Source organism: Nocardia goodfellowii (assembly GCF_017875645.1).
In the GTDB taxonomy this organism is placed as follows: domain Bacteria; phylum Actinomycetota; class Actinomycetes; order Mycobacteriales; family Mycobacteriaceae; genus Nocardia; species Nocardia goodfellowii.
Genome location: NZ_JAGGMR010000001.1, coordinates 1,177,395 through 1,203,287, shown reverse-complemented (window position 1 = coordinate 1,203,287; position 25,893 = coordinate 1,177,395). Strand labels below are relative to the sequence as shown.

Sequence of the window (25,893 nt, the reverse complement as noted above, 5' to 3'; positions counted from 1 at the left end):
CGCCCGGTGCTTGTAGCGCGGGTCAACTTCCAGCAACATGTAGGCATTCTTGGCTGTTGCTGCTCAGATTTGCTGGCTGATCGTCTGAAATGAGAGGTCGAGTCGAATGCGAATTGCCCGCTGGATACGGAGGCCGAGAAGTTCAGCAACCTCGCGCGCCCGGCTCGAGCCCGTGGTTCTGACCTTAGTTGCGGCGCTGCTGTTCCCACTGGGCGCGGCCGCTTCCGTCAGCGCTCCGGAAGCGCGAGCCGGGCTCGACCCAGCGGCTTTCGACTTCTGGGTGGACTCACCGGTGATGGGGCCGATCAAATCGCGCATCCTGCGCGCCCGCGACGGCAACACCCATCGTGTCGTCTACGCCCTGGACGGTATGCGCGCGCCGGAAACGCTGAGCGGCTGGGAAATCGAAACGAATGTCCCCGCCATACTCGCGGATTGGAATATCAACGTCGTCATGCCGGTCGGCGGCATGTCCAGCTTCTACGCCGACTGGAACGCGCCAAGTTCGTTCTTCGGCGCCCCGCCCAACGCCGGCTCGAGTTCGGGTTCCGGTGCGCTGAACGTCATTTCCACCGGACCGGGCAAGAGCTATCGGTACGAGTGGGAAACCTTCCTCACTCGCGACCTGCGGAACGCGCTCAGCGAGCGGCTCGGATTCAACCCCTATCGCAATGGCGTGTTCGGGTTGTCCATGGGCGGCAGCGCGGCGTTGACCCTGGCCGCCTATCACCCGGACCAATTCAGCTTCGCCGGCGCGATGTCGGGGTTCCTGAACATTTCCGCGCCGGGCATGCGGGAAGCGATCCGGGCCGGCATGATCGACGCGGGTGGCTACAACGTGGACTCGATGGCGCCGCCGTGGGGCCCGAGCTGGCTGCGGATGGACCCATTCGTTTTCGCGCCCAACCTGGTTCAGAACGGCACCCGGCTGTGGATAGCGGCGGGTAGTGGATGGCCGATGGACGGGGATATCCATACGGCGATGGATGTCGTCCAGGGCATGCCGCTGGAGTGGCTGGCACTGATCAACACCAGAGCGTTCCAGGCGCGGATGGACAGCCTGGGCGGTGGCAACGCGGTGTATTCGTTCCCGCCGTTCGGTATCCATAACTGGCACAACTGGATCGAGGAGGCGGCGCGGATGGTGCCGGATCTCTCGGCGAATATCGGCTGACGACTATAGCAAGCTCGGATAGCGACCGCCCGGCACGCAGGTGCCGGGCGGTCGTCTTTATTCGGTGAAATCCGGACCGGCATAACAAAATCCGGCCCAGGGGACGACATCACGCCGCCGACGCGGTATCGTCACCGCACGATCACAGTTTGTGCTCTTGGAGCACGAGTGTGTGACCAGATCGTTGTAGCGCCGCCGTTGTGCCGAGAGGTCGGGCTCGTGGCACGAATGTGGCGTGCGTCTCGAGTGATGCCACAACAGCAGAAAGAGAGCAGAATTCATGCGTTTCGGCAGGGCCGCCGCGCCGAAGAGTACTCAGCCGGGCCGGCGAAGCGAACCTCGCGGTTGGCGTAATCGAATTCTGGCCGTCGGTGCCGCCACGCTGGCGCTGCCGATCGCCGCTGGTGTGGCCGCTCCGACCGCTGTCGCCGCCCCCATCACCGCTCCGGCGCTGCGCGCGCCGGCCGGCGGCTACGAAGAACTGATGGTCCCCTCGGCCATGGGTCCGATCAAGGTGCAGGTCCAGTGGGCCTCGCGTGGCGGTAGCGCCGCGCTGTACCTGCTCGACGGCCTGCGCGCCCGGGACGACCGCAACGCCTGGTCCTTCGAGACCAACGCGATGGAGCAGTTCAAGAACGACAACATCACCCTGGTGATGCCGGTCGGCGGCCAGTCCAGCTTCTACACCGACTGGATCTCCCCGTCGAACACCAACGGTCAGAAGACGACCTACAAGTGGGAGACGTTCCTATCTCGAGAGCTGCCCAACTTCCTCGCCAACTACGGCGTTTCCAAGACCAACAACGCGGTCGCCGGTCTGTCCATGGGCGGTTCCGCCGCCCTGGCCCTGGCCGCCTACCACCGCGACCAGTTCAAGTACGCCGCGTCCTACTCCGGCTACCTGAACATCTCCGCGCCGGGTATGCGTGAGGCGATCCGCATCGCGATGCTCGACGCCGGCAAGTACAACGTCGACTCGATGGCCGCGCCGTGGAGCCCGGCCTGGCTGCGCATGGACCCGTTCGTGTTCGCGCCGCAGCTGAAGGGCCTGCCGATGTACATCTCGGCGGCGAGCGGCCTGCCCGGCCAGTTCGATCGCCCGAACGGTGCCGTCGGTGTGTTCAACACCGGTAACGCCATGGCGCTGGAAGCGCTCTCGCTGGTGAACACCCGCGCGTTCCAGGCCCGGTTGAAGACGCTGAACATCCCGGCGTTCTTCGACTTCCCGGCCAGCGGCACGCACTCCTGGAAGTACTGGGAAGGCCAGCTCTTCAACTCCCGCAAGGGAATTCTGGACGCCACCGGCGCCTGGTGAGCTGATACCAGCCTGAACCGAACGACGCCGCCGCTTCTGCACAGAAGCGGCGGCGTCGTTTGTTTGGGGCAGGACACATCTGGATATAGGCGCTCGCTATCAGCGCGTCCTACCGGCTTCTCGGCCTGGTCCGGGGTACAAAACACCTATGACAGGGGCTGAGAGCGGCAGCAGACGGGGGCGAAACGGTCGACGTGACGGTCGCATGGGACGCGGCCGCCTGGCACTGATCGCGACGGCGCTGGTCCTACCACTGGCAGCCGGAATCACACCGGCCGCGGTACCCGCGCTGGCCGACCCGGTTGTTTTCGAGCCCGCGCCGATCCCACCGCCGGCCCTCGCTCCAAATCCCCAACCCGCGCCACCGCACCTCGAGCCGGCCCCCGCCGCGGGCCCCGGCCCGGAATCCGCTCCCGCACCGCAACCCGTTCCCCCGCCGTCCGACGCACCCGCTCCGGCGCAGGAACTCACACCAACTCCCGCACAGGCCCCGATTCCCGAACCCGCCGCGCCCGCCGAGGCCCCGGCCCCGCCCGCCGCCCCCGCTCCGAGTGCGGATGTGGCGAATCCCGCCCCTGCGGTTCCGGCCCCGGCTCCGGCTGCCGTTCCCGGCCCGGGTACGGATGTGGCGAATCCGGCTTCTGCCGTTCCGGCCCCGGTTCCGGCGCAGGCTCCGGCCGCTGCTCCTGGTCCGGGTGCGGATGTGGCGAATCCGGCCCCGGTTCCGGCGGAGGCCGCCGCCCCCGCTCCGGCCCCGGTTCCGGCGGAGGCCCCCGCCCCCGCCCCCGCTCCGGTTCCAGTCCCGGCGGAGGCTCCAGTCCCGGCGCAGGCTCCGGCTCCGGCCGCTGCTCCCGCCCCAGGTGCGGACCTCGCACCTCCCGCTCCGGCACCCGCCGCTCCTGCGCCTGCGGAGGCTCCGGCCCCTGCCCAGAGTGCTGATCTCGCGAATCCGGTTCAGGCTCCCGCTGCGGGTCTTCCAGCGGAACCCGCTGCTCCGGCTCCTGCTGCTCCGGCTCCTGCTGCACCGGCTCCTGCTGCTCTGGCACCGCCCGCTCCCGCGGCCGCGCCGCACCCCGGCGCATCCCGGGTGCAGAAAACGGTTTGGCTCGGGGACCGGCGGGTGGCGGTGTGGGTGGAATCCGCGGCCATGGCCACCCCGATCCAGGTGCAGCTGCTGCTGCCGCGGGACTGGAATACCAAGCCGGACGCCAAGTTTCCGACCCTGTTCCTGCTGGACGGATTGCGCGCCACCGACGATGAGAGCGGCTGGACCAAGGACGCGAACGCCGAGGAATTCTTCGCCGACAAGAATGTCACCGTGGTGCTGCCGATCGGTGGTCAGGCCAGTTTCTATTCGGACTGGGTGGCGCCGAACAACGGCAAGAACTACAAGTGGGAGACCTTCCTGACCAAGGAGTTGCCGCCGCTGCTGGAGCGGGAGTGGCGCGCCACCGATGTGCGTGGTCTGGCGGGCTTGTCCATGGGCGGCACCGCCGCCATGTTCCTGTCCGGTCGCAATCCGGGTTTCGCGAAGTACGCCGCGTCCTACTCCGGCTTCCTGACCACGACCACGCTCGGCATGCCGCAGGCGATCATGTACGCGCTGCGCGACGCGGGCGGGTTCGACGCGAACGCCATGTGGGGCCCGCCGACCAGCGAGGAGTGGGAGAAACACGACCCGTACGCCCTCGCGGACAAACTGAAGGGCACCAGCCTCTATATCTCCAGCGGCTCGGGAACCGCCGGTCCGTTCGACCAGCCCGGCGGTATCCCGGGTGTGAGCACCAATTACTCGGGCATGGGTTTGGAGATCCTGTCCCGGCTGACCTCGCAGAACTTCGTCACCAAACTGAGCAAGCTGCAGATCCCGGCGCAGGTGAATTACCGTCCCTCCGGCACACATTCGTGGGCGTACTGGGACTTCGAATTGCGCCAGTCCTGGCCGCAGGCCGCGGCCGCGCTCGGGGTGGACCCGGGCACGGTCGACTGCAGTCCGGCCGGTGCGATGGCGAACCTGATCCAGCACGCGCCGTGGCTCGGCAATTGCACCACCGCCGCGTACCAGGTGCCCGGCGGCACCGCGCAGGACTTCCAGGGCGGCCGAGTGTTCGATTCCGCCGCGGGCACGCACGCCGTGGGCGGGATGATCGGTGGCGGCTATCAGGCGGCGAATGGTCCCGCCGGTCCGCTCGGCCTGCCGATCAGCGGGGAACGCGGGTTGCCCGACGGTCGCGGCCGGGTCCAGGATTTCGAGCGCGGTTCGCTGTACTGGACTCCGCAGACCGGCGCGCAGATGGTGCGCGGCGCGATCCTGAGCGAGTGGGCCAGGCAGGGCTTCGAGCGCGGCCCGGCCGGGTATCCCGTTGCGCCGGAAGAGAAGACGCCGATTCGCGACGGCGCGGTGCAGGCTTTCGAGGGCGGGCCGATCTACTACAGCCCGAAGACCGGGGTGTTTCGGGTGCAGGGCCAGATCCTCGACAAGTACAAGCAGATGGGCTACGAGAACGGCTGGCTGGGTTTCCCGGCGAGCGAGGAGCAACCGCTGAAGGATTTCGGCCGCTACAGCCGGTTCGAGGGTGGCTATATCTATTGGAGTCCGCTTTCGGGAGCTTGGTCGGTGCGCGACGGCCCGGTGTTCGAGGCGTGGCGTTCGGTGGGCTTCGAGAACGGACGGCTGGGTTTCCCGACCGGTGACGAAGTCGAGATTCCGGGCGGCGTGCAGCAGAACTTCCAGCTCGGGCGCATCGTCGTCAAGAACGGCAAGGCCGAGATTCACGGTCTGTGAGCGGCGGTCTCCGGTGTCGCCCGCTAGCCTGGTGGGCGACCCGCAGCCCAACAGCGAACAGATCGAGGATACGTATTCATGGATCGGACCCGTGGAAAGGTTTTCGGCGTCAGTCGCCGCCTGCAGTTCGGGCTCACAGCCGTCGCTGCCTCCGGCCTGCTGGCCGCGTGCGGCGGCAACGACTCGACCGCATCGAGCACGCCGACGCTGACCCCCACCACGTCAGCCGCCGCGGTGTCGTCCTCGGCCGCGCCGTCGGAAGCACCGTCGAGCACGGAGACCAGCAGCGAGGCGGCTCCCGCGCCGAGCACCGAGCTGGAGCGCCCGCAGCCGGTGCCCACCGAGTCCGCCGCTCCGGCCGACAGCTCGAACCTGACCGACAAGGACAAGAAGTTCCTGGATGCGCTGAAGGCCGAGGGCGTCGTGCCCTCCAGCCCGGATATCGCGCTGAGCATCGGTACCTACGTCTGCCAGGGCGTCGCCGCCGGTGCGACCGAGGCCGATATGACGACCTTCGTGAACGCCATGGCCGGTTCGGATCCGTCCTTCGACGCGGGCAAGATGTCGGTCGAGGACGCGGGCAAGAAGTACATGAGCGCCGCTAAGTCGACGTACTGCCAGTGAGCGCGCGCCGAGGTGCCAGCCCCCGCCGGTTCCGACCGGCGGGGTGCCTGATCTTCCTCGCAGTCGTCGCACTGCTGGTGGCGATCGTCCTGTTGATCTGGTCGATCGCCGCCGGCTGGTGGAAGCCGCCGGGTCCCACGCCGGGCCCGGAGAAACCGCCGACATCACAACCGGAGAGCTGCCCGGACGTGCAGTTCATCTCGATTCCGGGCACCTGGGAATCCAACAGCGCCGACGACCCGTACAACCCGACGGCCAATCCGATCTCGTTGATGCTCAACATCTCCCAGCCGATGCGGGAGCAATTCCCGTCCAGCCGCCTGGACGTCTACACCGTCCCCTACGTGGCGCAGTTCTCCAATCCGGTGGCGTTCCCGCCGGACGGTCAGACCTCCTACAACCTCAGCCGCGCCGAGGGTGAGCAGCGCACGCTCGACTTCATGGTGCAGCGGCAGCGGGAATGCCCGTTGACCACCTATGTCCTCGCGGGTTTCTCGCAGGGCGCGGTGATCGCCGGTGATGTGGCCGAACGGATCGGCGCGGGCAAGGGCCCGGTCGCGGCCGACCGGGTACTGGGCGTGATGCTGATCGCCGACGGCCGGCGCGAGCCCGGTCCGGGTCAAGCGACCTTGATCGGCGCCGAACCGCCCGGCATCGGCGCGGAGGTCGCGTTGAAGGGCCTGAAGGTGCCCGGCATCACGATGACCGGCGCGCGGTCCGGATTCGGCAAGCTCGCCGAGCGCACCTTCACCATCTGCGCGCCCGGTGACATGATCTGTGACTCGCCGAAACAGGCGCTGAACCCGGCGAACTTCATTCCGAGCGTGCTGACGCTGGTGCGGGCGGCGGGCAATCCGATCCACAGTCTGTACAACGGCTACGTCGTCGATCCGGCCACCGGGGCGACCGCGACACAGTGGACCGTCAACTGGGCTACCCAGCTGGTCAACAACGCTCCGCACCCTCCGCATTCGTGAATCTGCACAGTCCAGAGCGGTCGGCAGTGGTGTCCGGCTCTGGGCCGGTGTGACATTCGCGATGCGATTCGTCAGCACGTTGTAAAGTGCGCTGAAGTTCGTAGACGCCGTCTAACGCCAGGAGCATGAGTTCATGACACAAGCGGGAGCCGCACCGGCCGCCCAAGAGCGAAGCCTGCGCAGCGACCAAGACGCACAGCCGCTGAGCGCGCTGGGTACGCCGTTGCGTCCCTTCCGCTTCGCCGCCGCGGGTGAAGGGAACAAGCAAGAGGGCGGGGCGCGCAAGTTCATCCAGACGGCACAGCAGGCCGAGGAGTACGGCTACGACACCTTCGTCGTGCCTGATCACCTGGGTGATCAGATCGGCCCGATCGCCGCGCTGGGCGCGCTGAGCCAGGCCACCGAACGGATCCGCCTGGGGACTTCGGTGCTGGCCAACGGTTTCCGTCATCCCGTGGTGCTCGCCAAGGATCTCGCCACCATCGACGTGCTGTCCAAGGGCCGTCTCGAAGTGGGTCTGGGCGCGGGCTGGAAGCAGGACGAATACCTCGCCGCCGGCCTGGTCTACGACACCCCGGGCGTCCGCCTGGCCAAACTCGATGAGGCGCTGACCATCCTGGACGTGCTGCTGCGCGGTCAGGAATGCACCTTCGACGGCAAGTATTACCAAGTCGACGGCATCAAGGGGACGCCACGGCCGCGGCAGGGCCCGCGCCCGCCGATCTGTACCGGCGGCGGCGGTCCGAAGATGCTGCGCCTGGCCGCGAAGCACGCCGACATCGTCTCGGTCGTGCCGGTCACCACCAAGCAGGGCAAGGGCCTGCTCTCGGGTATCACGATGGAGAAGACCATCGAAAAGGTCGAGCTGATCAAGGAGGCCGCCGGAGATCGGTTCCACGAGATCGAATTGAACTGGGCCATCACGGCCATCGTCATCACCGACGACCGGGAGAAGACCGCGGAGATGGCGCTCAACGCCATCCGCCGGGGTCTGCACCCGGACCTGGAGGTGGACGTCGAACTGTCGGTCGAGGAGATCCTGAATTCGCCCTATGTGGCGATCGGATCGTTCGAAGAAATCGCCGAGCAGATCAAGCGTGTGCGGCAACTCACGTCGATGTCGTACGTCGGGGTGTTTCCCACCCAGATGGACGCGTTCGCTCCCGTCATCCCCCTGCTGAGGGACGAGTGAACGGCTCTCCTCTGTAACATAACAGCGGTTTGGGTACATCTAGCCGATAGCGGTCACCGCGCAGACCGCACCAGAATCTGCAGGCCGGCTCATGCATGTTGCTCACGCGGAGCGTGTAGAGCGACCAGCGGGGCGATAGCGAGTCGGGGCCTCACAGGTAAACAGCGGCGAAGTAGCCGTCTTGCTGCGGGTGCCTCGGAGGAGAAGAAGGAATGGAAGAGACTTTCGACGACTACCTGGACGAAACCGGGAACATCCATATTCCCGAGGGTCGCACCCTGGTCGATCACGTCGAGAAGCACACCCGCAATGACGCGAATACGCTCGCGTACCGCTACATCGATTACTCGCGGGAACGCGACGGTGAAGTGCACGAGCTGACGTGGCAGGAGTTCGGTGTTCGGCTGCGCGCGGTGGCCGCTCGACTGCAGCAGGTCACCAAACCCGGTGACCGGGTCGCCATTTTGGCGCCGCAGGGCCTGGATTACGTGATCTCCTTCTTCGCCGCGATCTACGCGGGCTGCATCTCGGTGCCGCTGTTCGATCCGGATGAGCCCGGTCACACCGATCGCCTGCACGCCGTCCTCGGTGACTGCACCCCCGCGGCCATTCTGACCGCCAGTTCCTCGGCCGCCGGTGTGCGCCAGTTCTTCCGGGCCCTGCCCGCCGCGCAGCGTCCGCGCATCATCGCGGTGGACGCGATTCCGGACAGCGTCGGCGACGCCTGGGTCCGCCCGGACATCAAGGTCGACGACATCGCCTACCTGCAGTACACCTCGGGTTCCACCCGGGTCCCGGCCGGTGTGGAGATCACGCACCGCGCGGTCGGCACCAATCTGCTGCAGATGGTCAAGGCGCTGAACCTGGACTGGAGTTCGCGCGGCGTCACCTGGCTGCCGTTGTTCCACGACATGGGCCTGCTGACGGTGATCCTGCCCGCGGTGGGCGGCAAGTACATCACCATCATGTCGCCGAGCGCGTTCGTGCGCCGCCCGTATCGCTGGATCAAGGAGCTGGCCGCCGTCTCCGACGGTGCCGGGACCTTCGCGGCCGCACCGAATTTCGCGTTCGAGCACGCCGCCGCGCGTGGTCTGCCGAAGCCGGGCGAGTCGTTGGACCTGTCCAATGTGCTGGGCCTGATCAACGGTTCCGAGCCGGTGACGGTGTCCTCGATGAAGAAGTTCAACGAGGCGTTCGCCCCTTACGGCCTACCCAAGACGGCGATCAAGCCTTGCTACGGCATGGCCGAGGCGACCCTGTTCGTGTCCGCGACCAAGGCGGAGGACGAGGCCAAGGTCGTCTACGTCGATCGCCACGAGCTCAACGCCGGGCGCATGGTGAAGGTGCCGCAGGACAGCGAGAACGCGATCGCTCAGGTCAGTTGCGGTTATGTGGCGGTGTCGCAGTGGGCCGCGATCGTCGATCCGGCCACGGTGGACGGTGACGGGGGTCACGAGCTACCCGACGGCCAGGTCGGCGAGATCTGGCTGCACGGCAACAACATGGGCATCGGTTATTGGGATCGCCCGGACGAGACGGCCGCGACCTTCCAGAACAAGATCAGCAAGCGGAACCCCGAGGACAGCCACGCCGAGGGCACCCCGGACGACGCCAACTGGATGCGCACCGGCGATTACGGCGTCTACTTCGAAGGCGAGCTCTACATCACCGGCCGCGTCAAGGACCTGGTGATCGTCGACGGACGCAACCATTACCCGCAGGATCTCGAGTTCTCGGCGCAGGAGGCCTCCACCGCGCTGCGACCGGGTTTCGTGGCCGCGTTCTCGGTGCCCGCGAATCAGTTGCCGGCCTTGGTGTTCGAGCAGGGCAGCCACTCGGGCCTGAACTTCGACGCCGACGACGCCTCCGAGCAGTTGGTGATCGTGGCCGAGCGCGGCCCGGGGGCGGGCAAGGCCGATCCGATGCCGATCGCCGACGCGGTCCGCGCGGCGGTGTCGCAACGCCACGGTGTCACCGTGCGCGACGTGCTGCTGGTGCCGGCGGGTTCCATCCCGCGGACCTCCAGCGGCAAGATCGCCCGGCGTGCCTGCAAGGCCGCATATCTAGAGGGCACGCTGCGGGGCGGTTACACCCAGCAGGCGTTCCCCGACGCACCGGATACCGAGTAGATCGCGCCGGCGGGTGATGCTCGGCACCGGCTTCACCCGCGGGCGCTTCGAGGGTCGGCGGTCGGCGAGGCCGACGGGGCGAGTAAGTAATGTGCTGTGCAAGTCGCTCTTAATCCACGCCCGGGGCGACTACGCGCGGGGTAACAACCGAGCGTCAATTCGCGGCGCGCCCGGTACGCAGACAGGTAGCTTGAGGAATTGATGGCTGACAACGAGGGCACACCCACCCAGACGACCGACGCCGCCGAAATCTCGGCGGTACCGGAGACCGCCGCACCTGCAGCGGAGTCTCCCACCCCGCCCCAACAGCATGCGGCGAACCCGGACATCTCCGTGGCGGAACTGCGGGAGTGGTTGCGGCGCTGGGTATCCGAGGCGACCGGTCAGCCGCTGGAGAACATCACGGTGGACCGCCCGATGGAGGAGTTCGGGCTGGCCTCGCGTGACGCGCTCGCGCTCGGTGGTGATATCGAGGAGTTGACCGGCGTGGTGCTCAACGCCACCGTCGTCTACCAGCATCCGACCATCGGCTCGCTGGCCGAGGTAGTCGTCAACGGTGTGCCGGAGTTGCCCGAGGAGTCGGCCGACGACGCGTTCTACGCGGGCTACACGCCGGACGAGGCGCACGATATCGCCATCGTCGGTCTGTCCACCCGGCTGCCGGGCGCGGGGGATACGCCGGAGTCGACCTGGGAGTTCCTGATCGGTCGTGGGGACGCGATTCGCGACCTGCCGGACGGGCGCTGGGAAGAGTTCAAGTCCGACCCGCGTGCCGCCGAAGCCATCGAAAAGGCCAACACCAAGGGCGGATACCTCGATCAGGAGGTGGTGAAGGGCTTCGACGCGGAGTTCTTCGCTACCTCCCCGGTCGAGGTCGAGCGCATGGACCCGCAGCAGCGGCTCATGCTGGAGTTGACCTGGGAAGCGCTGGAGCACGCCCGGATTCCCGCGAGCGAGCTCAAGGGTGAGCCCGTGGGCGTGTTCATCGGCTCGTCCAGCAATGACTTCATGCTGATCGCGGCCCTGGGCCTCGGCTCCGAGCCGGATGGCAGTACGCCGTTGTCGGCCGAGGCCTACGGCATCATGGGCAGCGTCTCGTCGATCATCCCGAACCGGGTGTCCTACTTCTACGACTTCCGCGGTCCGTCGGTTTCCATCGACACCGCGTGCTCTTCCACGATGGTCGCGGTGCACGAGGCAGTGCGTGCGCTGCGCGGCGGTGACGCGGACCTGGCCCTGGCCGGCGGCGTGAACATGCTGCTCGCGCCGATGGCGACGCTCGGTTTCGACGCCAACGGCGGTGTCGCCAAGGACGGTCATATCAAGGCCTTCTCGAGCGACGCCGACGGCATGGTGCGCTCCGAGGGCGGCGGTCTGGTCGTGCTCAAGCGGCTCGCCGACGCCGAACGCGACGGCGACACGATCTACGCGGTAGTCAAGGGCACCGCCGTCAACAATGACGGCCGCTCCAATGGCTTGCTCGCCCCGAACCCGGACGCCCAGGCCGACGTGTTGCGCCGCGCGTATCGCGATGCCGGAATCGCCCCGTCCACCGTCGATTACATCGAGGCGCACGGCACCGGAACCCTCATCGGCGACCCGATCGAGGCGGAAGCGCTCGGTCGCGTGGTCGGCCGTGGCCGCGCCGACGACCAGCCCGCGCTGCTCGGTTCGGCCAAGACGAATTTCGGCCACCTCGAGTCGGGCGCCGGTGCGGCCAGCCTGGCCAAGGTGGTAATGGCGTTGCAGCACAACGTCATTCCGCCGAACATCGGGTTCGCCGGCCCGAACCCCTACATCCCGTTCGATCAGGCGCACCTGAAGGTCGTCGAGGAGCCCACCGAATTCCCGCGCTACAGCGGTAAAGCCACGATCGGCGTCTCCGGCTTCGGTTTCGGTGGCACCAACGCCCACGTCGTCGTGCAGGAGTATGTGCCGGCTTCGGCCCAGGCGCAGGCCGCGCCGGCGGAGCCCACTGCGGTCGAGGAGTCGGCGGCGGTTACCGATGAGTTCGCCGAGGCACTCGATCACCAGACCACCGATGTGCTGGCCGAAGCGGAGAAGATGCTGGAGGCGCCCTCGGACGACTCCGTCGCCGCAGAGGTCGTGGAACCGGAGTGGGCACCGCGCGCGGAGCCGTTGCCGGTGATCCTGCCCGTGTCGGGTTACCTGCCGTCGCGTCGCCGCCGTGCCGCCGCGGATCTGGCGGACTGGCTGGAGACCGAGGAAGGCCGCGACGCGCCGCTCGAGAATGTGGCCCGCGCGCTTGCCAAGCGCAGCCACTGGCGTTCGCGCGGCGTCGTCATCGCGACGAACCACGAGGAAGCCGTCGCGGGCCTGCGCGCCATCGCGGCCGGTAAGCCCGCGCCGGGTGTGTTCACCGCGGACTCGCCCGCCGCCAAGGGACCGCTGTGGGTAATGGCCGGTTTCGGTGCCCAGCACCGGAAGATGGGCAAACAGCTCTACCAGGAGAACCGGATCTTCCGGGAGACCGTCGACCAGATCGACCAGCTGGTGGTCGACGAGGCCGGATACTCCGTCACGGAGATGATGCTCGACGACGCCCAGGATTGGGATATCGGCACCGCGCAGGTCGGCACCTTCACCATCCAGGCGGGTCTGGCCGCGATCCTGCGCGCCCACGGCGCGGAACCCGGTGGCGTGGTGGGTCATTCGCAGGGTGAGGTCGCGGCCGCCTATATCTCCGGCGGTCTGCCGCTGGAGGACGCGGTGCGCACCATCTGTGCGCGCGGCCGCCTCATGGCCGAGGGCGAGCAGATGATCACCGATGACCAGGTACGCAATATGGCGCTGGTCGAGCTGAGCGCCGAAGACGTCGAAGCGATGCTGCCGGACTTCCCGGACATCGAGCTCGCGGTCTTCGCCGCGCCGACCAACACCGTCATCGGCGGCCCGCCGGACCAGGTGCACGCCATCGTCGCCAAGGTCGAGGAGCAGGGCAAGTTCGCTCGGGTGCTGCAGACTCGCGGCGCCGGTCACACCTCGCAGATGGATGTGCTGCTGGGTGAGCTGGCCGCCGAACTGGCCGGAATCGAGCCCACACCGTTGCGGGTGGATCTGTACTCCACGGCGCACAAGGACACCGTCTACCGCGCGGGTCACGCTCCGGTGCACAACGAGGACTACTGGGTCACCAATATGCGTGGCTCGGTGTACTTCACCAACGCCATCCGCCAGGCGGTCGACGTCGGGATCACCACCTTCTTGGAGCTGGCCCCGAATTCCGTTGCGCTCATGCAGGTTATGGGCACCACCTTCGCCGCCGGTGTGCACAACGCCGTCTTGATTCCGACGCTGAAGCGCAAGGAAGACGAGTCGGCCGCGGTGATCGCCGCGCTCGCCCAGCTCTACGTCAACGGCCACCCGGTCGATCTGCCGTCGCTGTTGACCGCGGGGGAGTACGCGGCCGTTCCACGGACCGCTTTCCTGCGCAAGCAGTACTGGCCGAAGGTGACGCTGAACGCGGGCTCGGGCAACAATCGCATTCCCGGCGCTCACGTGTCGCTGCCGGACGGCCGGCACGTGTGGGAGGTGCAGGCCGCGGCCGTCACCGATCTCGGCGAGCTGGTGAAAGCCGCTGCCGCCCAGGTGCTTTCGGACGTTTCACCCGGTGCGTCGTACGCGTACGCCCCGGTCCCGGCGACGGGCACGCTGACCACGACGCTGACCCCCTACCCGGGTGGTGCCGCGGCGCAGGTGCACGCGAAGGAGGGCAACAACTTCAAGCTGCTGTTCGACGGTGTCGTCACCTCGGGCGCTGCACTGCCGGAACCCGTTGCGGCGCAGCCGGTCCCGGCCGCGGCGGAAGCCCCCGCCGAGGTAGCGGTCGTCGAGAGCTTCGGTGACCGCTGGGATCCGAACGGCAGCCAGAAGCTCGAGGAGCGGCTCGCGTTGATCGTCGCCGAGTCCATGGGCTACGCGGTGGAAGACCTCCCGATGGAGATTCCGCTGATGGAGCTCGGTCTGGACTCGCTGATGGCGATGCGGATCAAGAACCGCGTCGAGTACGAATTCGATATCCCGCAGTTGCAGATCCAGGCCGTGCGCGACGCCAACCTCACCGAGGTCGGCAAGGTGCTGCGGTACGCGATCGAACACCGCGACGAGGTGGCCGCGATCGCCGAGCGGCAAGCCGCGGGTGAAGACGTGACCATCGACGCCGATTTCGTCAACCAGGCGCGGGCCGCGATGGAGGCGGGCGAGGACCCGGACGCCATCGCGAAAGCCGCTGCGGCCGAAGTGAAGTCGACTGATGCGAAGTCGGCCGAAGTGAAGTCGACCGACGTGCAGTCGGCAGGCGTGCAGTCGACTGACGTGCAGTCGGCAGATGTGAAGTCGACCGAGGCGAAGAAGGAAGCGATCGAGTCCGAGGCGGGCGCGCTGGTGGCCGAGGCCGCGGTGGTGACCGAAGCGGCTCCAGTCGCTGAAACGCCTCCGAGTGCCGAAGCGGCTCCGGTGGCCGAGGCGGCGGTACTCGGTGGCGTGGCGTACGAAGTCGAGAACGAGGACGACGTGCCGCCGCGCGACGCGGCCGAGCGGTTGGCCTACGGCACCTGGGCATTGGTGACCGGCAAGTCCGCCGGCGGCATCTTCAACACCCTCCCGATCCTCGAGGAGGAGGTCGCCGAGAAGCTGGCGCGTCGCCTCACCGAGCGAGTCGGTGCGGAGATCACCGTCGACGATGTGCTCGATTGCGAGACCATCGAGCAGCTCGCCGACATCGTGCGCGACCTGCAGGACAGCGGCGCGGATGTGGATGGATTCGTCCGGCCGCTGCGGGCTCGCGTCGAAGGCTCGAACGCGGTGCCGGTCTTCGTCTTCCATCCGGCAGGCGGCAACACACTGGTCTATGAACCGCTGCTGAAGCGGCTGCCCGCCGACACGCCGATGTACGGTTTCGAGCGCGTGGAAGGCTCCATCGAGGAACGCGCCCGTCAGTATCTGCCGGAGCTCCGCAAGATCCAGGGTGACGGCCCGTATGTGCTGTACGGCTGGTCGCTGGGTGCGGTGCTGGCTCTGCAGGTCGGTCAGCTGCTCCGCGAGGAGGGGGCGGACGTGCGCACCGTCGGCCTGATCGACTTGGCCATCCCGGTCGAGAAGGAAGACAACAGCCCTGCGGAACGGATGCGTCGACTCGAGCGCTACCAGGCTTTCGCGAAGAAGACCTACAACGTTCCGCACGAGCTGGACAGCGAGCAGATCGAGGAGCTGGCCGCGGCCAGCGACGAAGACCAGATGAAGATGATCATGGATCTGGTCAAGTTGAGTGGTGCGAAGATCCCTGGTGGTGTGCTCGAACACCAGCGGACCTCGTGGATCGAACAGCGTGCGCTGCAGCAGGTTCAGCCCAGCCAGTACGACGGTCACGTAGTGCTCTACCTCGCCGATCGCTATCACGACGGCGCGATCGAGCTGGAGCCTCGCTACGGCGACCGGCGACCCAACGGCGGCTGGGACGAGTTCATCCCCAATCTGGAGATCGTGCACATCCCCGGTGACCACCTGCAGATCGTCGATGAGCCGCGCATCGGCAAGATTGGTACCGATCTCGCAGCGAAGCTCGCCGAGATCGAGGCGAAGGGAGTCCAGTGAGCACGACGGCCGAAAAGCTCGCGGATCTGCGTAAGCGTTTAGAGCTGGCGCAGGAGCCGACGGGCGAAGCGGGCGTGGCGAAGCGGGCGAAGAAGGGGATTCCCAGCGCCCGCGATCGGATCAACATGCTGCTGGACCCGGGCTCCTTCGTGGAAATCGGTGCGCTCGTGCGCAATCCGAACGACAAGAACGCCCTCTACTCCGACGGCGTGGTCACCGGGCACGGTCTGGTGGAGGGTCGCCCGGTCGCGGTCTTCTCGCACGATCAGACCGTGTACGGCGGTTCGGTCGGTGAGATGTTCGGTCGCAAGATCGTCGCCACCATGGAATTCGCGGCCAAGGTCGGCTGCCCGATCGTGGGCATCAACGACTCCGGCGGCGCGCGCGTACAGGAGGCTGTCACCTCACTGCACTGGTACGGCCAGCTCGCGACCGCGATGGAGCCGCTATCCGGGTACGTGCCGATGATTTCGCTGATCCTGGGCAACTGCGCCGGTGGCGCGGTGTACCAGCCGATCTGCACCGATGTCGTGGTCGCCACCGAAGACGCGCACATGTTCGTCACCGGACCGAAGGTCATCCGGGAGGTGACGGGCGAGGATGTCAGCATCGAGGAACTCGGCGGCGCCCGCAGTCAGGCCGGGTACGGCAATATCCACCATGTGGCCAAGGATGAGCCCGCGGCGTTCGAGTGGGTGCGCGACTATCTGAGCTACCTGCCGTCGAGCTGTGTGGAGCTGCCGCCGGTCGTGAATCCCGGTCTGGAACCCGAACTCACGGATTCGGATCTGGAGCTGAACACGATCGTCCCGGATTCCGACAACGCCGGCTACGACATGCACGAGGTACTGCTGCGCATCTTCGACGACGGCGGTTTCCACGAAATCGGCGGCCAGGTCGCGCAGAACGTGATCACCGGTTTCGCCCGCGTCGACGGGCGTCCGGTCGGCGTGGTCGCGAACCAGCCGATGCATTACGCGGGCGCGCTGGACGCGGCGGCTTCGGACAAGTCGGCGCACTTCATCCGCATGTGTGACGCGTACGAGATTCCGCTCGTGCTGGTCGTCGACACGCCGGGCTTCATGCCGGGTGTGGAGCAGGAGAAGATCGGCGTCATCAAACGCGGCGGCCGGTTCCTGTTCGCCTACACCGCCGCTTCGGTCCCGAAGGTGACCGTGGTGGTGCGCAAGGCGTACGGCGGCGGCTGGGCGGTCATGGGGTCCAAGGCCCTGGGCTCGGATGTGTACCTGGCGTGGCCGACGGCGCGGATCGCGGTGATGGGCGCGGAGAGCGCGGTCAGCCTGATGGGCGGCAAGCAGATCGAAGCCCTGCCGGAGGACCAGCGCGAGGGCATGCGCAAGCAGATGATCGACTTCTACAACGCCACCGTGGCCACCCCATGGCTGGCGGCCGAACGCGGCTACCTCGACGCGGTCATCGAACCGTCCGCGACGCGGCTGGAACTGCGTCGGGCCCTGAAGATGTTGCAGGACAAGAAGATGATCCGCTACCCCCGCAAGCACCACCTGATCCCGCTGTAACCCACTGGGACGAACTGGCTTATGCCACACTGATCCGGTCGAGACTGTCGCAGGAGGAGATATGGTGACTGTCGTGCACTGGCCGGATCATCTGTTGACGCTGGATGACTGGATCGCCCTGCCGGAGGACAACAGCCGCCACTATGAGTTGGCGGAGGGGGTCCTCGTTGTGTGTCCGAGACCGATATTGCGTCATCAAGCCGCCATTGTGCGGCTTGGAGCGCAACTGGAGTCGCAACTACCCCCGGCATGGGCCACCGTCAGTGAGGCGGAGCTCGTGGTCGACCCATCACCGCCGGCCACGGTCCGGGTCCCGGACATCATGGTCGTGCACAGCTCGGCGGTCGAGCGGAACCTTCCTCGCGTCACCCCGGACGATGTGCTGCTAGCCGTCGAAATCATCTCGCCCGGCACCAAACGCACCGACCGGCGCACCAAGTTCGACGAGTACGCCGAGGTAGGGATCGAGTATTACTGGATCGTCGATCTGGACGACCCGGTGAGTCTGTCTGCCTACCGCCTCATCGCCGGTGAATACGAGCAGGTCGGCGAGCGAACCGGAGACACGTCGATGGTGCTGGACGGCATGTCGGTCGCGTTGAATCTGACCGGATTGGTGCGCGGCCGGGAGTAACCGGCCGGTCGCGTGATCGGGCCGTACTCCGCTGGGAGACGGCCCGATTCGCGTGTTACCGCTGAAAGATCAGGCGATGCTGGCGGATTGGATGACGACGTCCTCGGCCGGAACATCCTGGTGCATGCCCGCGGAGCCGGTGCGTACGGCGGCGATCTTGTCCACTACCTCGGTGCCTTCGACGACCCTGCCGAAGACCGTGTAACCCCAGCCGGACGGCGTCGGCGCGGAGTGGTTGAGGAAGTCGTTGTCGGCGGTGTTGATGAAGAACTGCGCGGTGGCCGAGTGCGGGTCGTTGGTGCGGGCCATCGCGACGGTGTACTTGTCGTTCTTCAGGCCGTTGTCGGCCTCGTTCTTGATGGGCGCCTGGGTGCCCTTCTGCTTCATACCCGGTTCGAAGCCGCCGCCCTGGATCATGAAGTTCGGGATGACGCGGTGGAAGATGGTGTTGGTGTAGTGGCCGGAATTCACGTAGCTCACGAAGTTCTGCACCGTGTTCGGCGCCTGGGCATCGTCCAGTTCCAGGACGATGGGTCCTTTATTCGTCACGAGATTCACCTTGGTCATACCCACACCCTGCCAAAGACCCCGTTGCCGGTCAGCAACTCGGGTCCTTTTTCGGGGTTCCAGCAATCGGTCGAGGGGGCTTTCGCGGACCTGGGCAGCTAGCATTGCCAACCGTGTCAGACGCCGCCACCGCTGTACTCGAACGCCCGGCCCCCGCTCCGGCCGTCGCCCCCCGCGATTTCCGGACCGCGCGCGCGATCGCGCTGATTACCGGCCTGATAGGGGCGTTGCTGGCGCTGGCCACACCGTTTCTTCCGGTCACCCAGACCACGGCGACACTGAACTGGCCGCAGAGCGGCACGCTCGGCAATGTGGCCGCGCCGCTGATGTCGCAGGTGCCGATCGAGGTGCGGGCGTCGATCCCGTGTTCGGCGGTGGAGTCGCTGCCGGAGCAGGGCGGCATGCTGCTGGCGACCGCGCCGCCGCAGGGTGATCAGGCGGCACTGCAGGCGCTGTTCGTGCGCGTGTCCGCGGACACCGTCGATGTGGTCGATCGCAATGCGGTGGTGGCGTCCGCCCCGCGGTCGGACATGGCGCAGTGCTCCTCGATCTTGATCAGCTCGGATATCGACAAGACGCGGGCCGAGTTCGTCGGGCTGACCAAGGCTATGGAGAAGCCGGTCCCGGGCGGGGATTCCGTTATCGTGCAGGAACCGCTCGCCGGGGAGCTGATCGGCGATCTGCGGCCGCAGATCGTGGGCGTGTTCACCGATCTGCGGGGCGCGGCGCCCGAAGGTCTGTCCTTCGAATCGACCATCGATACCCGCTTCAGCACGAGCCCGAGCCTGACCAAGCTGGTCGCGATCATCGCGGCGGTACTGCTGACCCTGATCGCGCTGGCGGCGCTGGCCAAGCTGGACACCAGCGACGGCCGCGGGCATCGGCGATTCTTCCCGGCGCACTGGCTCAAGCCGACCGGCGCGGACGGCGCGGTGATCGGCACCCTGCTGGTGTGGCACTTCATCGGCGCCAACACCTCTGACGACGGCTACATCCTGAGCATGGTGCGGGTCGCGCCGCACGCCGGATATATGGCCAACTACTTCCGCTGGTACGGCGTCCCGGAGGCGCCGTTCGGCTGGTACTACTACGTGATCCAGGCCTTCGCCGAAATCTCCACCGCCAGCCCGTGGGTCCGGGTGCCCGCGCTGGCCTGCGCGATCCTGTGCTGGATGGTGATCAGCCGCGAGGTGGTGCCGCGGCTCGGTCGGGGTGTCCGCAACAGCAAGGTCGCGCTGTGGACGGGCGGCCTGGTGTTCCTGGCCTTCTGGCTGCCCTACGACAACGGTCTGCGGTCCGAGCCGATCGTCGCCCTGGGCGCGCTGTTGACCTGGGTCTCGATCGAACGCGCCATCGCCACCGGGCGGCTGCTGCCCGCGGCGGCCGCGGTGCTCATCGCCGCCTTCACCCTGGCGGCCGCGCCGACGGGCCTGATGTGTGTGGCGGCGCTGCTCGCCGGTATTCGCCCGCTGATCCGGATCGTGGTGCGCCGCCGCCGCGACTTCATGAAACTCGGGGCCTCGCCGTGGTGGGGTTCGACGTTCCCGTTGCTGGCACCGATCGCCGCGGCGGGCGTGCTGGTGCTGACCGTGGTCTACAGCGACCAGACCTTCTCGGCCATCCAGGAAGCCAACCGCGTGCGGCAGGCGACCGGCCCGAACCTGGCCTGGTACGAGGACTATCTGCGCTACTACTACCTGTTCGTGGAAACGGTGGACGGTTCGCTGCCGCGCCGGTTCGCGTTCCTGACCATGCTGCTGTGCCTGTTCACCACCATGCTGGTGCTGCTGCGCCGGCGGCAGGTGGCGGGGATCGCTAGCGGTCCGACCTGGCGGTTGATGGGCATTGTCTTCGGCACCATCTTCTTCATGATGTTCAACCCGACGAAGTGGACGCACCACTTCGGCGCGTACGCGGGTATCGCCGGCTCCCTGGCCGCGGTGACCGCGGTCGCGGTGTCGGCCACCGCGCTGCGGCATCGCAAGAATCGCGCGATCTTCCTGGCCGGGTTGCTGTTCGTCCTCGCGGTGTCGTTCTCCGGCATCAACGGCTACTGGTACGTCTCCAGTTTCGGTGTGCCGTGGTTCGACAAGCGGATCTCGGTGCAGGGCTACCAGGGCAACACGCTGATGCTGGTGCTGTTCGGCGTCGCGCTGGCGCTGGTCGCCTGGCACGCGCTGCGTGAGGGTTATGCCAAGCCGGAGAGTTCGGCGAAGTCCGAACGCGTGCGGCGGATCCGGAAGTTCGCCGCGATTCCGCTGACCATCGTCGCCGCCGCCATGGTGGCGCTGGAAGTGCTCTCGCTGGTCAAGGGCGCTTACTCGCAGTATCCGGCGTATTCGCTGGCGCGTTCGAACTACGACGCGATCACCGGCAATTCCTGTGGTCTCGCCAATGATGTGCTGGTGGAAGCGGATCCGAACGCGGGCCTGCTGCAGCCGATCATCGATCCGGCCGATCCGCCGAAGGATGGCGACCCGCTGGCCGGCGCGAACCCGGTCGGTTTCAGTCCTAATGGGGTGCCCGACGATCTGTCCGCCGACAGCGTCGAGGTGAAGCCGGGCACCGGCAACACCTCCACTCAGTCGGTCGGGGCGGCCTTCGCCGAGGGCGAGAGCGCGGGCACCGGCGGCGGCAAGGGCGCGGTCGGCGTGAACGGCTCCAATGTCGCGCTTCCGTTCGGCCTGAACCCGGCCACCACCCCGATCATGGGCAGCTACCAGCCCGGCGTGCAGCAGCCCGCGCACCTGACCTCGAGCTGGTACGAGCTCGGTCCGCGTTCGGCGGACAAGCCGCTGGTGGTGATCTCGGCCGCGGGCCGTATCCTGTCCTTCGACGACACCGGCGACCTGAACTACGGCCAGTCGCTGACCGTCGACTACGGCAGGCGCCTGCCCGACGGCTCGGTCGAGAAGCTCGGCACCTATCTGCCGCGCGATATCGGCCCGTACCCGTCCTGGCGCAACCTGCGGGTGCCGTTGGACGAGATCGCGCCGGAGGCCGACACGGTCCGCCTCGTCGCCAACGATCCGATTCTGATCGGTGATCAGTGGCTGGCGTTCACGCCGCCGCGGATGCCGAAGCTGGAGTCGCTCAACACCTTCCTGGGTTCGGAGCAGCCGATCCTGGAGGACTGGGCGGTCGGCCTGCAGTTCCCGTGCCAGCAGCCGTTCCTGCACCGCAACGGGGTGGCCGAGGTGCCGAAGTTCCGCATCCTGCCGGACCGTCCGCTGGCCATCAGCTCCACCAACACCTGGCAGGCCCAGGAGTTCGGCGGCCCGCTCGGGTTCAGTCAGATGCTGGCCAAGTCGACCACGCTGCCGACCTATCTGAAGAACGACTGGGCCCGGGACTGGGGTTCGCTGGAACGTTACGACCAGTACCTGCCCGCCACCGCGGCCCAGCTGAAGACCGGCACCGAAACCCGCTGGGGTTTCTGGTCGCCGGGGATGATGCGGGTGTTCTAGCCCGGTCGCAGGACGAGAAGTAGGCCCGCTGAGCAACTCTCAGCGGGCCTATTTGTGTGAGTGGTGAGTTATACCTTCAACATGCGCCGGCCGAGTTCTCGGCGCAGCACCTCTTGCGAGGGCAACCGCCCGAGAACCCGCAGTACTTCCGGACGCAATTCCGATTGCTCCTCGTCGGTGAGCAGATCGACCAGATCGCGCAGACCCATGTCATCGAACGCCGCTGTCATACCGCACACATTACGTCCCGGACGCGCCTTCGTCTCTATTTCGAATCATCGGTTACGAAGGTGTCATCGGTACGAAACGGTCAGTGCCCCAACCGCTTTCATGATCTTGTACGGAGCACCCCGGCGTAACCGGGGCGGAATATTGACAAAATGTAAACGCCTGCCCGGAGCGGCCCGGCGCCAGCTGTCGGTTATGCCCAGAAAGTGATAGCACGACCGATAGCGCGCCGGTAGCCCTTTCGCGGTCTCCGTCACGGAATCCGGATCGGAGCGTCCTTCGCGACGCCCCACCGGCTGACGACCGTGGCTCCGATAGTTGCCGGGGCGGCCGTCGGGTCGTACGGCGTGAACCGCTCCAGCGAGCCCCAATCCCGGCCCCAGTCGTGGTCCAGATAGGTCGGAATGGACTCCGCCTCCAGCAGCAGGCCGGTCCAGCCGAGCGGGCCGCCGCCGATATCGTCCTGCCACGCGTTGGACGCGTCCGAACCCACCCGGTCGGGCAGGATCCGCCACTTCGGCACCTCGGCGACGCCGTCGTGGTGATCGAACGGCCGCTGGCACGGGAAGGCGAGGCCGACGTGCCAGTCCAGCAGCACCGGGTCGGTGTCACCGACAACGGAATTCAGGCTGGCCAGGCGCGGCAGGCGCGGCGGGGTGACGGCCAGCCACTGCTTCGGGGTGATGTCGTTGTCGACGGCGACCAGGCGCACCGCGTTCACGCCCGCGGGCAGGCGATCCAGCGGGACGCGCAGGTTCCGCCAGGACGGGGCCGGGCCGATGTCGATCGGGTCGATGGAACCCAGCGTCTCGAACCGTCCGTCGGCTTGCCGAGTCCCGTATTCCAAATGCAGTTCCTGGCCGTAGGTGACGACGCCGTCCTGATCCACCGATCGGATACGGCCCGCCGCGGTGACGGTGAGCACTCGGTAGGCCGGGTCCTGGCGCATGCTGTCGGTGAGATCGAGGCGGTACCACTGCGAGGTCAGCTTCGCCTGCTCCTGTGCGGCGGCGCTGTAGCTACCCAGGACGGGGGTGCGCGCCGGATCCAGGCCGAACGGCAAAGCGATGGTGCTGCCGTTGATTCCGGCCTGCTCGCTGGTGCCGCCGCCGGTGCCCGCGCCGGTGGTGTTGGTGGTCTTGTTCTCATCCTTGCTGATCGAGTTGGCGCCGCCGGAGACGGTTTCCTCCTGATCGGCGGTGAGGTCGGCGGCGACGCCGCTCGGGCTGAATCCCTTTGCCTCAGTGGACAATCCGTCGGCGGGGGAGCCGTCGTAGGGTTGCAGCAGCGAGTCCGGTGTGTTGGTCTCCACGAGTACCGAGTTCGCCAGCGCGCACGGATCACCGCCCAGCGTCTCGATATTCGACTTGCCGATCGAGTACGCGGGGTACTGGGTGACCGCGGCCTTGGCCAAGGAGGCCACCTCGAACAGCACCAGCAGTGCCGCCGCGATGGTCAGCGGCGCGGAGGCGAAACGGTCGAAAGGCCTTGTCGGCACGGACTTCTGGTACGGGGCGCGGTAATGCTCCCAGACCGCCCACAGCAGAGCCAGCAGGGCGAGGCCCATGAACAAGGTGGAGATGCCCTTGCCCGCGACCAGCGGCGCCTTGTCCCACCACGGCACGCCGTAGGAGGACACGTACCACCAGCCGTTGGAACCGGTGAAGGTGATCGCCAGGACGAACAGCACCGCGGCCGCGAACAGCGCCCGGTTACGCGGTGACCGAATCCCGTTGCTGCCCACCGCGACCGCCGCCAGCGCGGCCAGCGAACCGGCCAGCCCCGCGTAGACGCCGAAGTGGTGCGTCCACTTGGTCGGGGTGAACATCATCAGCAGCAGCGAGGCGAACACGATGCCGAGGATGCGGACCGACGGACCGCGCGAAGTGCCGGGGATGCGGCCTTTCCGCAGTACCTGCAGCACGCAGACCAGCAGCGCCAACAGCATCATCAGCACACCGAACCGGCGGGCCAGCGAACCGTCGGGCGAGAGCATCAGCAGGGAATCCCAGCGGGTGCGCTCATCGAACCAGGCGACGTTCGGCCCGATGATGGTGCGCACACGGGTCGCCTCCATCACGGTGGCCAGGGTCTGATCGGCGAAAACCACCGCGAGGACGAGGGTTCCGGCGGTCAGGCCGGGCGCGATCAGCGCGGCATAGCGGAAGAAGGTGGTGAGCCGGGAACTGCTCGACGGATCCGCCGAGTCCGCGGCGTACACCTTCGGCGTCCCGGCATCCGCCGCGGCGTCGGCGGATGCCGAGTCGGCGGCGTAGGCGTCGGCCGGGATCTGCTCGGTTCGCTTGCCCTGCGCGCGTTTGACGATGATCTCCAGCACCGGCCGCGAACCGGCGATCAACGCGGCCACACAGATGAGGCCGGTGGGCCCGGCCGCGAGGGAGAACGCGGCGATCAAGACGCCGATCGCGGCGGGCAGCAGCCGGCCCGTGGCGATGGCGCGCTCGATGGAGCACCAGGTGAGTAGCGCGCCGGCGGCGATCAGCGGCTCCGGGCGCAGGCCGTTGTCGTAGGGCAGCCAGAACGCGAGGAACACCAGACCGGCTGTCCACAGCGCGATCCGGTGCCGGCGGACCCGCGCGCCGAGGCGGGGGAGGACCTCGCGGGAGATCACCAGCCAGCAGACGATTCCGGCGAGCAGGGTGGGCAGGCGGATCCAGGGGCTGGCGTCGGAAACCTTCGACATCCAGGCCAGCACCTCGTAGGACCAGCCGAACGGCGCTTCGGGGACCCCGAGCCAGCGGTAGTAGTTGGCCATGTAGCCCGAATGTTCCGACGCCCGAGCCATGTTCAGGATGTAACCGTCGTCGGAGGTGTTCGCGCCGATGAAGTGCCACACCAGCAGCGTGCCGAGCACCACCACGTCGGCGAGGCCGACCCGCCACCAGTGCGCGGGCAGGAACCGGCGTGCGCGGCGGCCGTCGGAGTTGTCGAGCAGATGGAGTGCGAGCAGCGCGATCGCGGTGCAGATCGCCGCCGCGATGATCGCGGCCAGTTTCCACCCGCTCGGGGTGGAGGAGAACCGTGAGTCGATATCGGCGTGCAGCCGCGCACCGGTCAGCTGCGCCTGGTCCAGTTCGGTGAACACCCCGACCACCTGCGGTCGGATATCCCGGGTAACCGTGTTCTGGAACGGTGTTCCGTCCTGCCGGTTCGCGCCGAGGAACTCGACGGAGGTCTGGGTGGCCTGCGCGTCGATCCGGATCGAACCGCAGCCCGTGATCTCCGCCACCGGCGCGGACAGCAGTGGCACATCGCGCTGCAGTACCGACAGGGTGCCGTCGGCTATCGACACCACAAGCCCTTTGGAGGTGGCTTTACCCGACCCCACCGGAATGGTCGACAACAACGTCCGCGTCGCGCCCGCCGCGGGCTCCGACAACACCGAGCACGGCAGTTCGGCCCGCAACCGCAGCGGCACATACGACACCAGCGGCGCTGCCACGCTGGTGCTGTTGCCCGCCTGCGGCCAGTCCAAGGTCGCCCGGTCCTGCTCGACCGGCAACACCGGCGTCAGCAGCGCCAGCACGAATCCGAGTAATCCGGAGACGAGGGCGATCAGGCGGTAACGGTTGAACGCTGAAGTCGATCGGTCCGCTCGCACGATCGTTCACTCTAACCACCCCGCC

Annotated in this window: 14 protein-coding genes; 11 read left to right on the top strand and 3 right to left on the bottom strand. The window is 67.2% G+C overall.

The annotated features are described in order from the left end of the window. Positions 1-106: 106 nt before the first annotated feature. From BJ987_RS05000 to BJ987_RS04955, 10 genes are all read left to right on the top strand, one after another. Positions 107-1,174 carry an alpha/beta hydrolase gene (locus tag BJ987_RS05000; RefSeq protein WP_209885097.1) on the top strand — a complete coding sequence of 356 codons (1,068 nt, stop codon included), beginning with the start codon at positions 107-109 and terminating at the stop codon, positions 1,172-1,174. A gap of 280 nt (positions 1,175-1,454) precedes the next feature. Beyond that, positions 1,455-2,489 carry an alpha/beta hydrolase gene (locus tag BJ987_RS04995; RefSeq protein ID WP_209885095.1) on the top strand — a complete coding sequence of 345 codons (1,035 nt, stop codon included), beginning with the start codon at positions 1,455-1,457 and terminating at the stop codon, positions 2,487-2,489. A gap of 1,039 nt (positions 2,490-3,528) precedes the next feature. Continuing rightward, positions 3,529-5,274 carry an alpha/beta hydrolase-fold protein gene (locus BJ987_RS04990; RefSeq protein WP_245366550.1) on the top strand — a complete coding sequence of 582 codons (1,746 nt, stop codon included), beginning with the start codon at positions 3,529-3,531 and terminating at the stop codon, positions 5,272-5,274. Positions 5,275-5,352: 78 nt separating this feature from the next. After that, positions 5,353-5,898, top strand: a complete 546-nt coding sequence (locus BJ987_RS04985) for a DUF732 domain-containing protein (protein ID WP_209885093.1) — start codon at positions 5,353-5,355, stop codon at positions 5,896-5,898. Then, a complete protein-coding gene (locus tag BJ987_RS04980; protein ID WP_209885091.1) occupies positions 5,895-6,875 on the top strand; it encodes a cutinase family protein in 981 nt (326 codons plus the stop codon). The genes BJ987_RS04985 and BJ987_RS04980 overlap by 4 nt, the downstream gene beginning before the upstream one ends. 133 nt (positions 6,876-7,008) lie before the next feature. Beyond that, positions 7,009-8,067 (top strand): LLM class F420-dependent oxidoreductase, encoded by a 1,059-nt coding sequence (locus tag BJ987_RS04975; RefSeq protein WP_372446839.1) that lies wholly within the window; start codon positions 7,009-7,011, stop codon positions 8,065-8,067. Between the two features lie 212 nt (positions 8,068-8,279). Continuing rightward, positions 8,280-10,196, top strand: a complete 1,917-nt coding sequence (gene fadD32, locus BJ987_RS04970) for a long-chain-fatty-acid--AMP ligase FadD32 (protein ID WP_209885089.1) — start codon at positions 8,280-8,282, stop codon at positions 10,194-10,196. 201 nt (positions 10,197-10,397) lie between these two features. Next, entirely contained in the window at positions 10,398-15,809 is a 5,412-nt protein-coding gene (gene pks13 / locus BJ987_RS04965; RefSeq protein ID WP_209885087.1) for a polyketide synthase Pks13, read from the top strand. After that, a complete protein-coding gene (locus BJ987_RS04960) occupies positions 15,806-17,350 on the top strand; it encodes an acyl-CoA carboxylase subunit beta (RefSeq protein ID WP_209885085.1) in 1,545 nt (514 codons plus the stop codon). Before pks13 ends, BJ987_RS04960 begins: the two co-directional genes overlap by 4 nt. 64 nt (positions 17,351-17,414) lie before the next feature. Beyond that, positions 17,415-17,984, top strand: coding sequence for a Uma2 family endonuclease (locus tag BJ987_RS04955; protein WP_209885083.1), 570 nt, complete (start codon positions 17,415-17,417; stop codon positions 17,982-17,984). Between the two features lie 69 nt (positions 17,985-18,053). Here the strand turns inward: BJ987_RS04955 and BJ987_RS04950 are convergent, their stop codons facing one another. Continuing rightward, on the bottom strand, positions 18,054-18,533 hold the full coding sequence (locus tag BJ987_RS04950; RefSeq protein WP_307869480.1) for a peptidylprolyl isomerase: 480 nt from the start codon (positions 18,531-18,533) through the stop codon (positions 18,054-18,056). A gap of 131 nt (positions 18,534-18,664) precedes the next feature. On the opposite strand from BJ987_RS04950, the gene BJ987_RS04945 reads away from it, so the two are divergent. Next, a complete protein-coding gene (locus tag BJ987_RS04945; RefSeq protein WP_209885079.1) occupies positions 18,665-22,018 on the top strand; it encodes an arabinosyltransferase domain-containing protein in 3,354 nt (1,117 codons plus the stop codon). A gap of 68 nt (positions 22,019-22,086) precedes the next feature. Here BJ987_RS04945 and BJ987_RS04940 read toward each other — a convergent pair whose 3' ends face one another. After that, complete coding sequence (locus BJ987_RS04940) at positions 22,087-22,248, bottom strand: hypothetical protein (RefSeq protein WP_194816755.1); 162 nt, start codon at positions 22,246-22,248, stop codon at positions 22,087-22,089. Between the two features lie 251 nt (positions 22,249-22,499). Further along, a complete protein-coding gene (locus BJ987_RS04935; protein ID WP_209885078.1) occupies positions 22,500-25,868 on the bottom strand; it encodes an arabinosyltransferase domain-containing protein in 3,369 nt (1,122 codons plus the stop codon). Between the last annotated feature and the right edge of the window lie 25 nt (positions 25,869-25,893).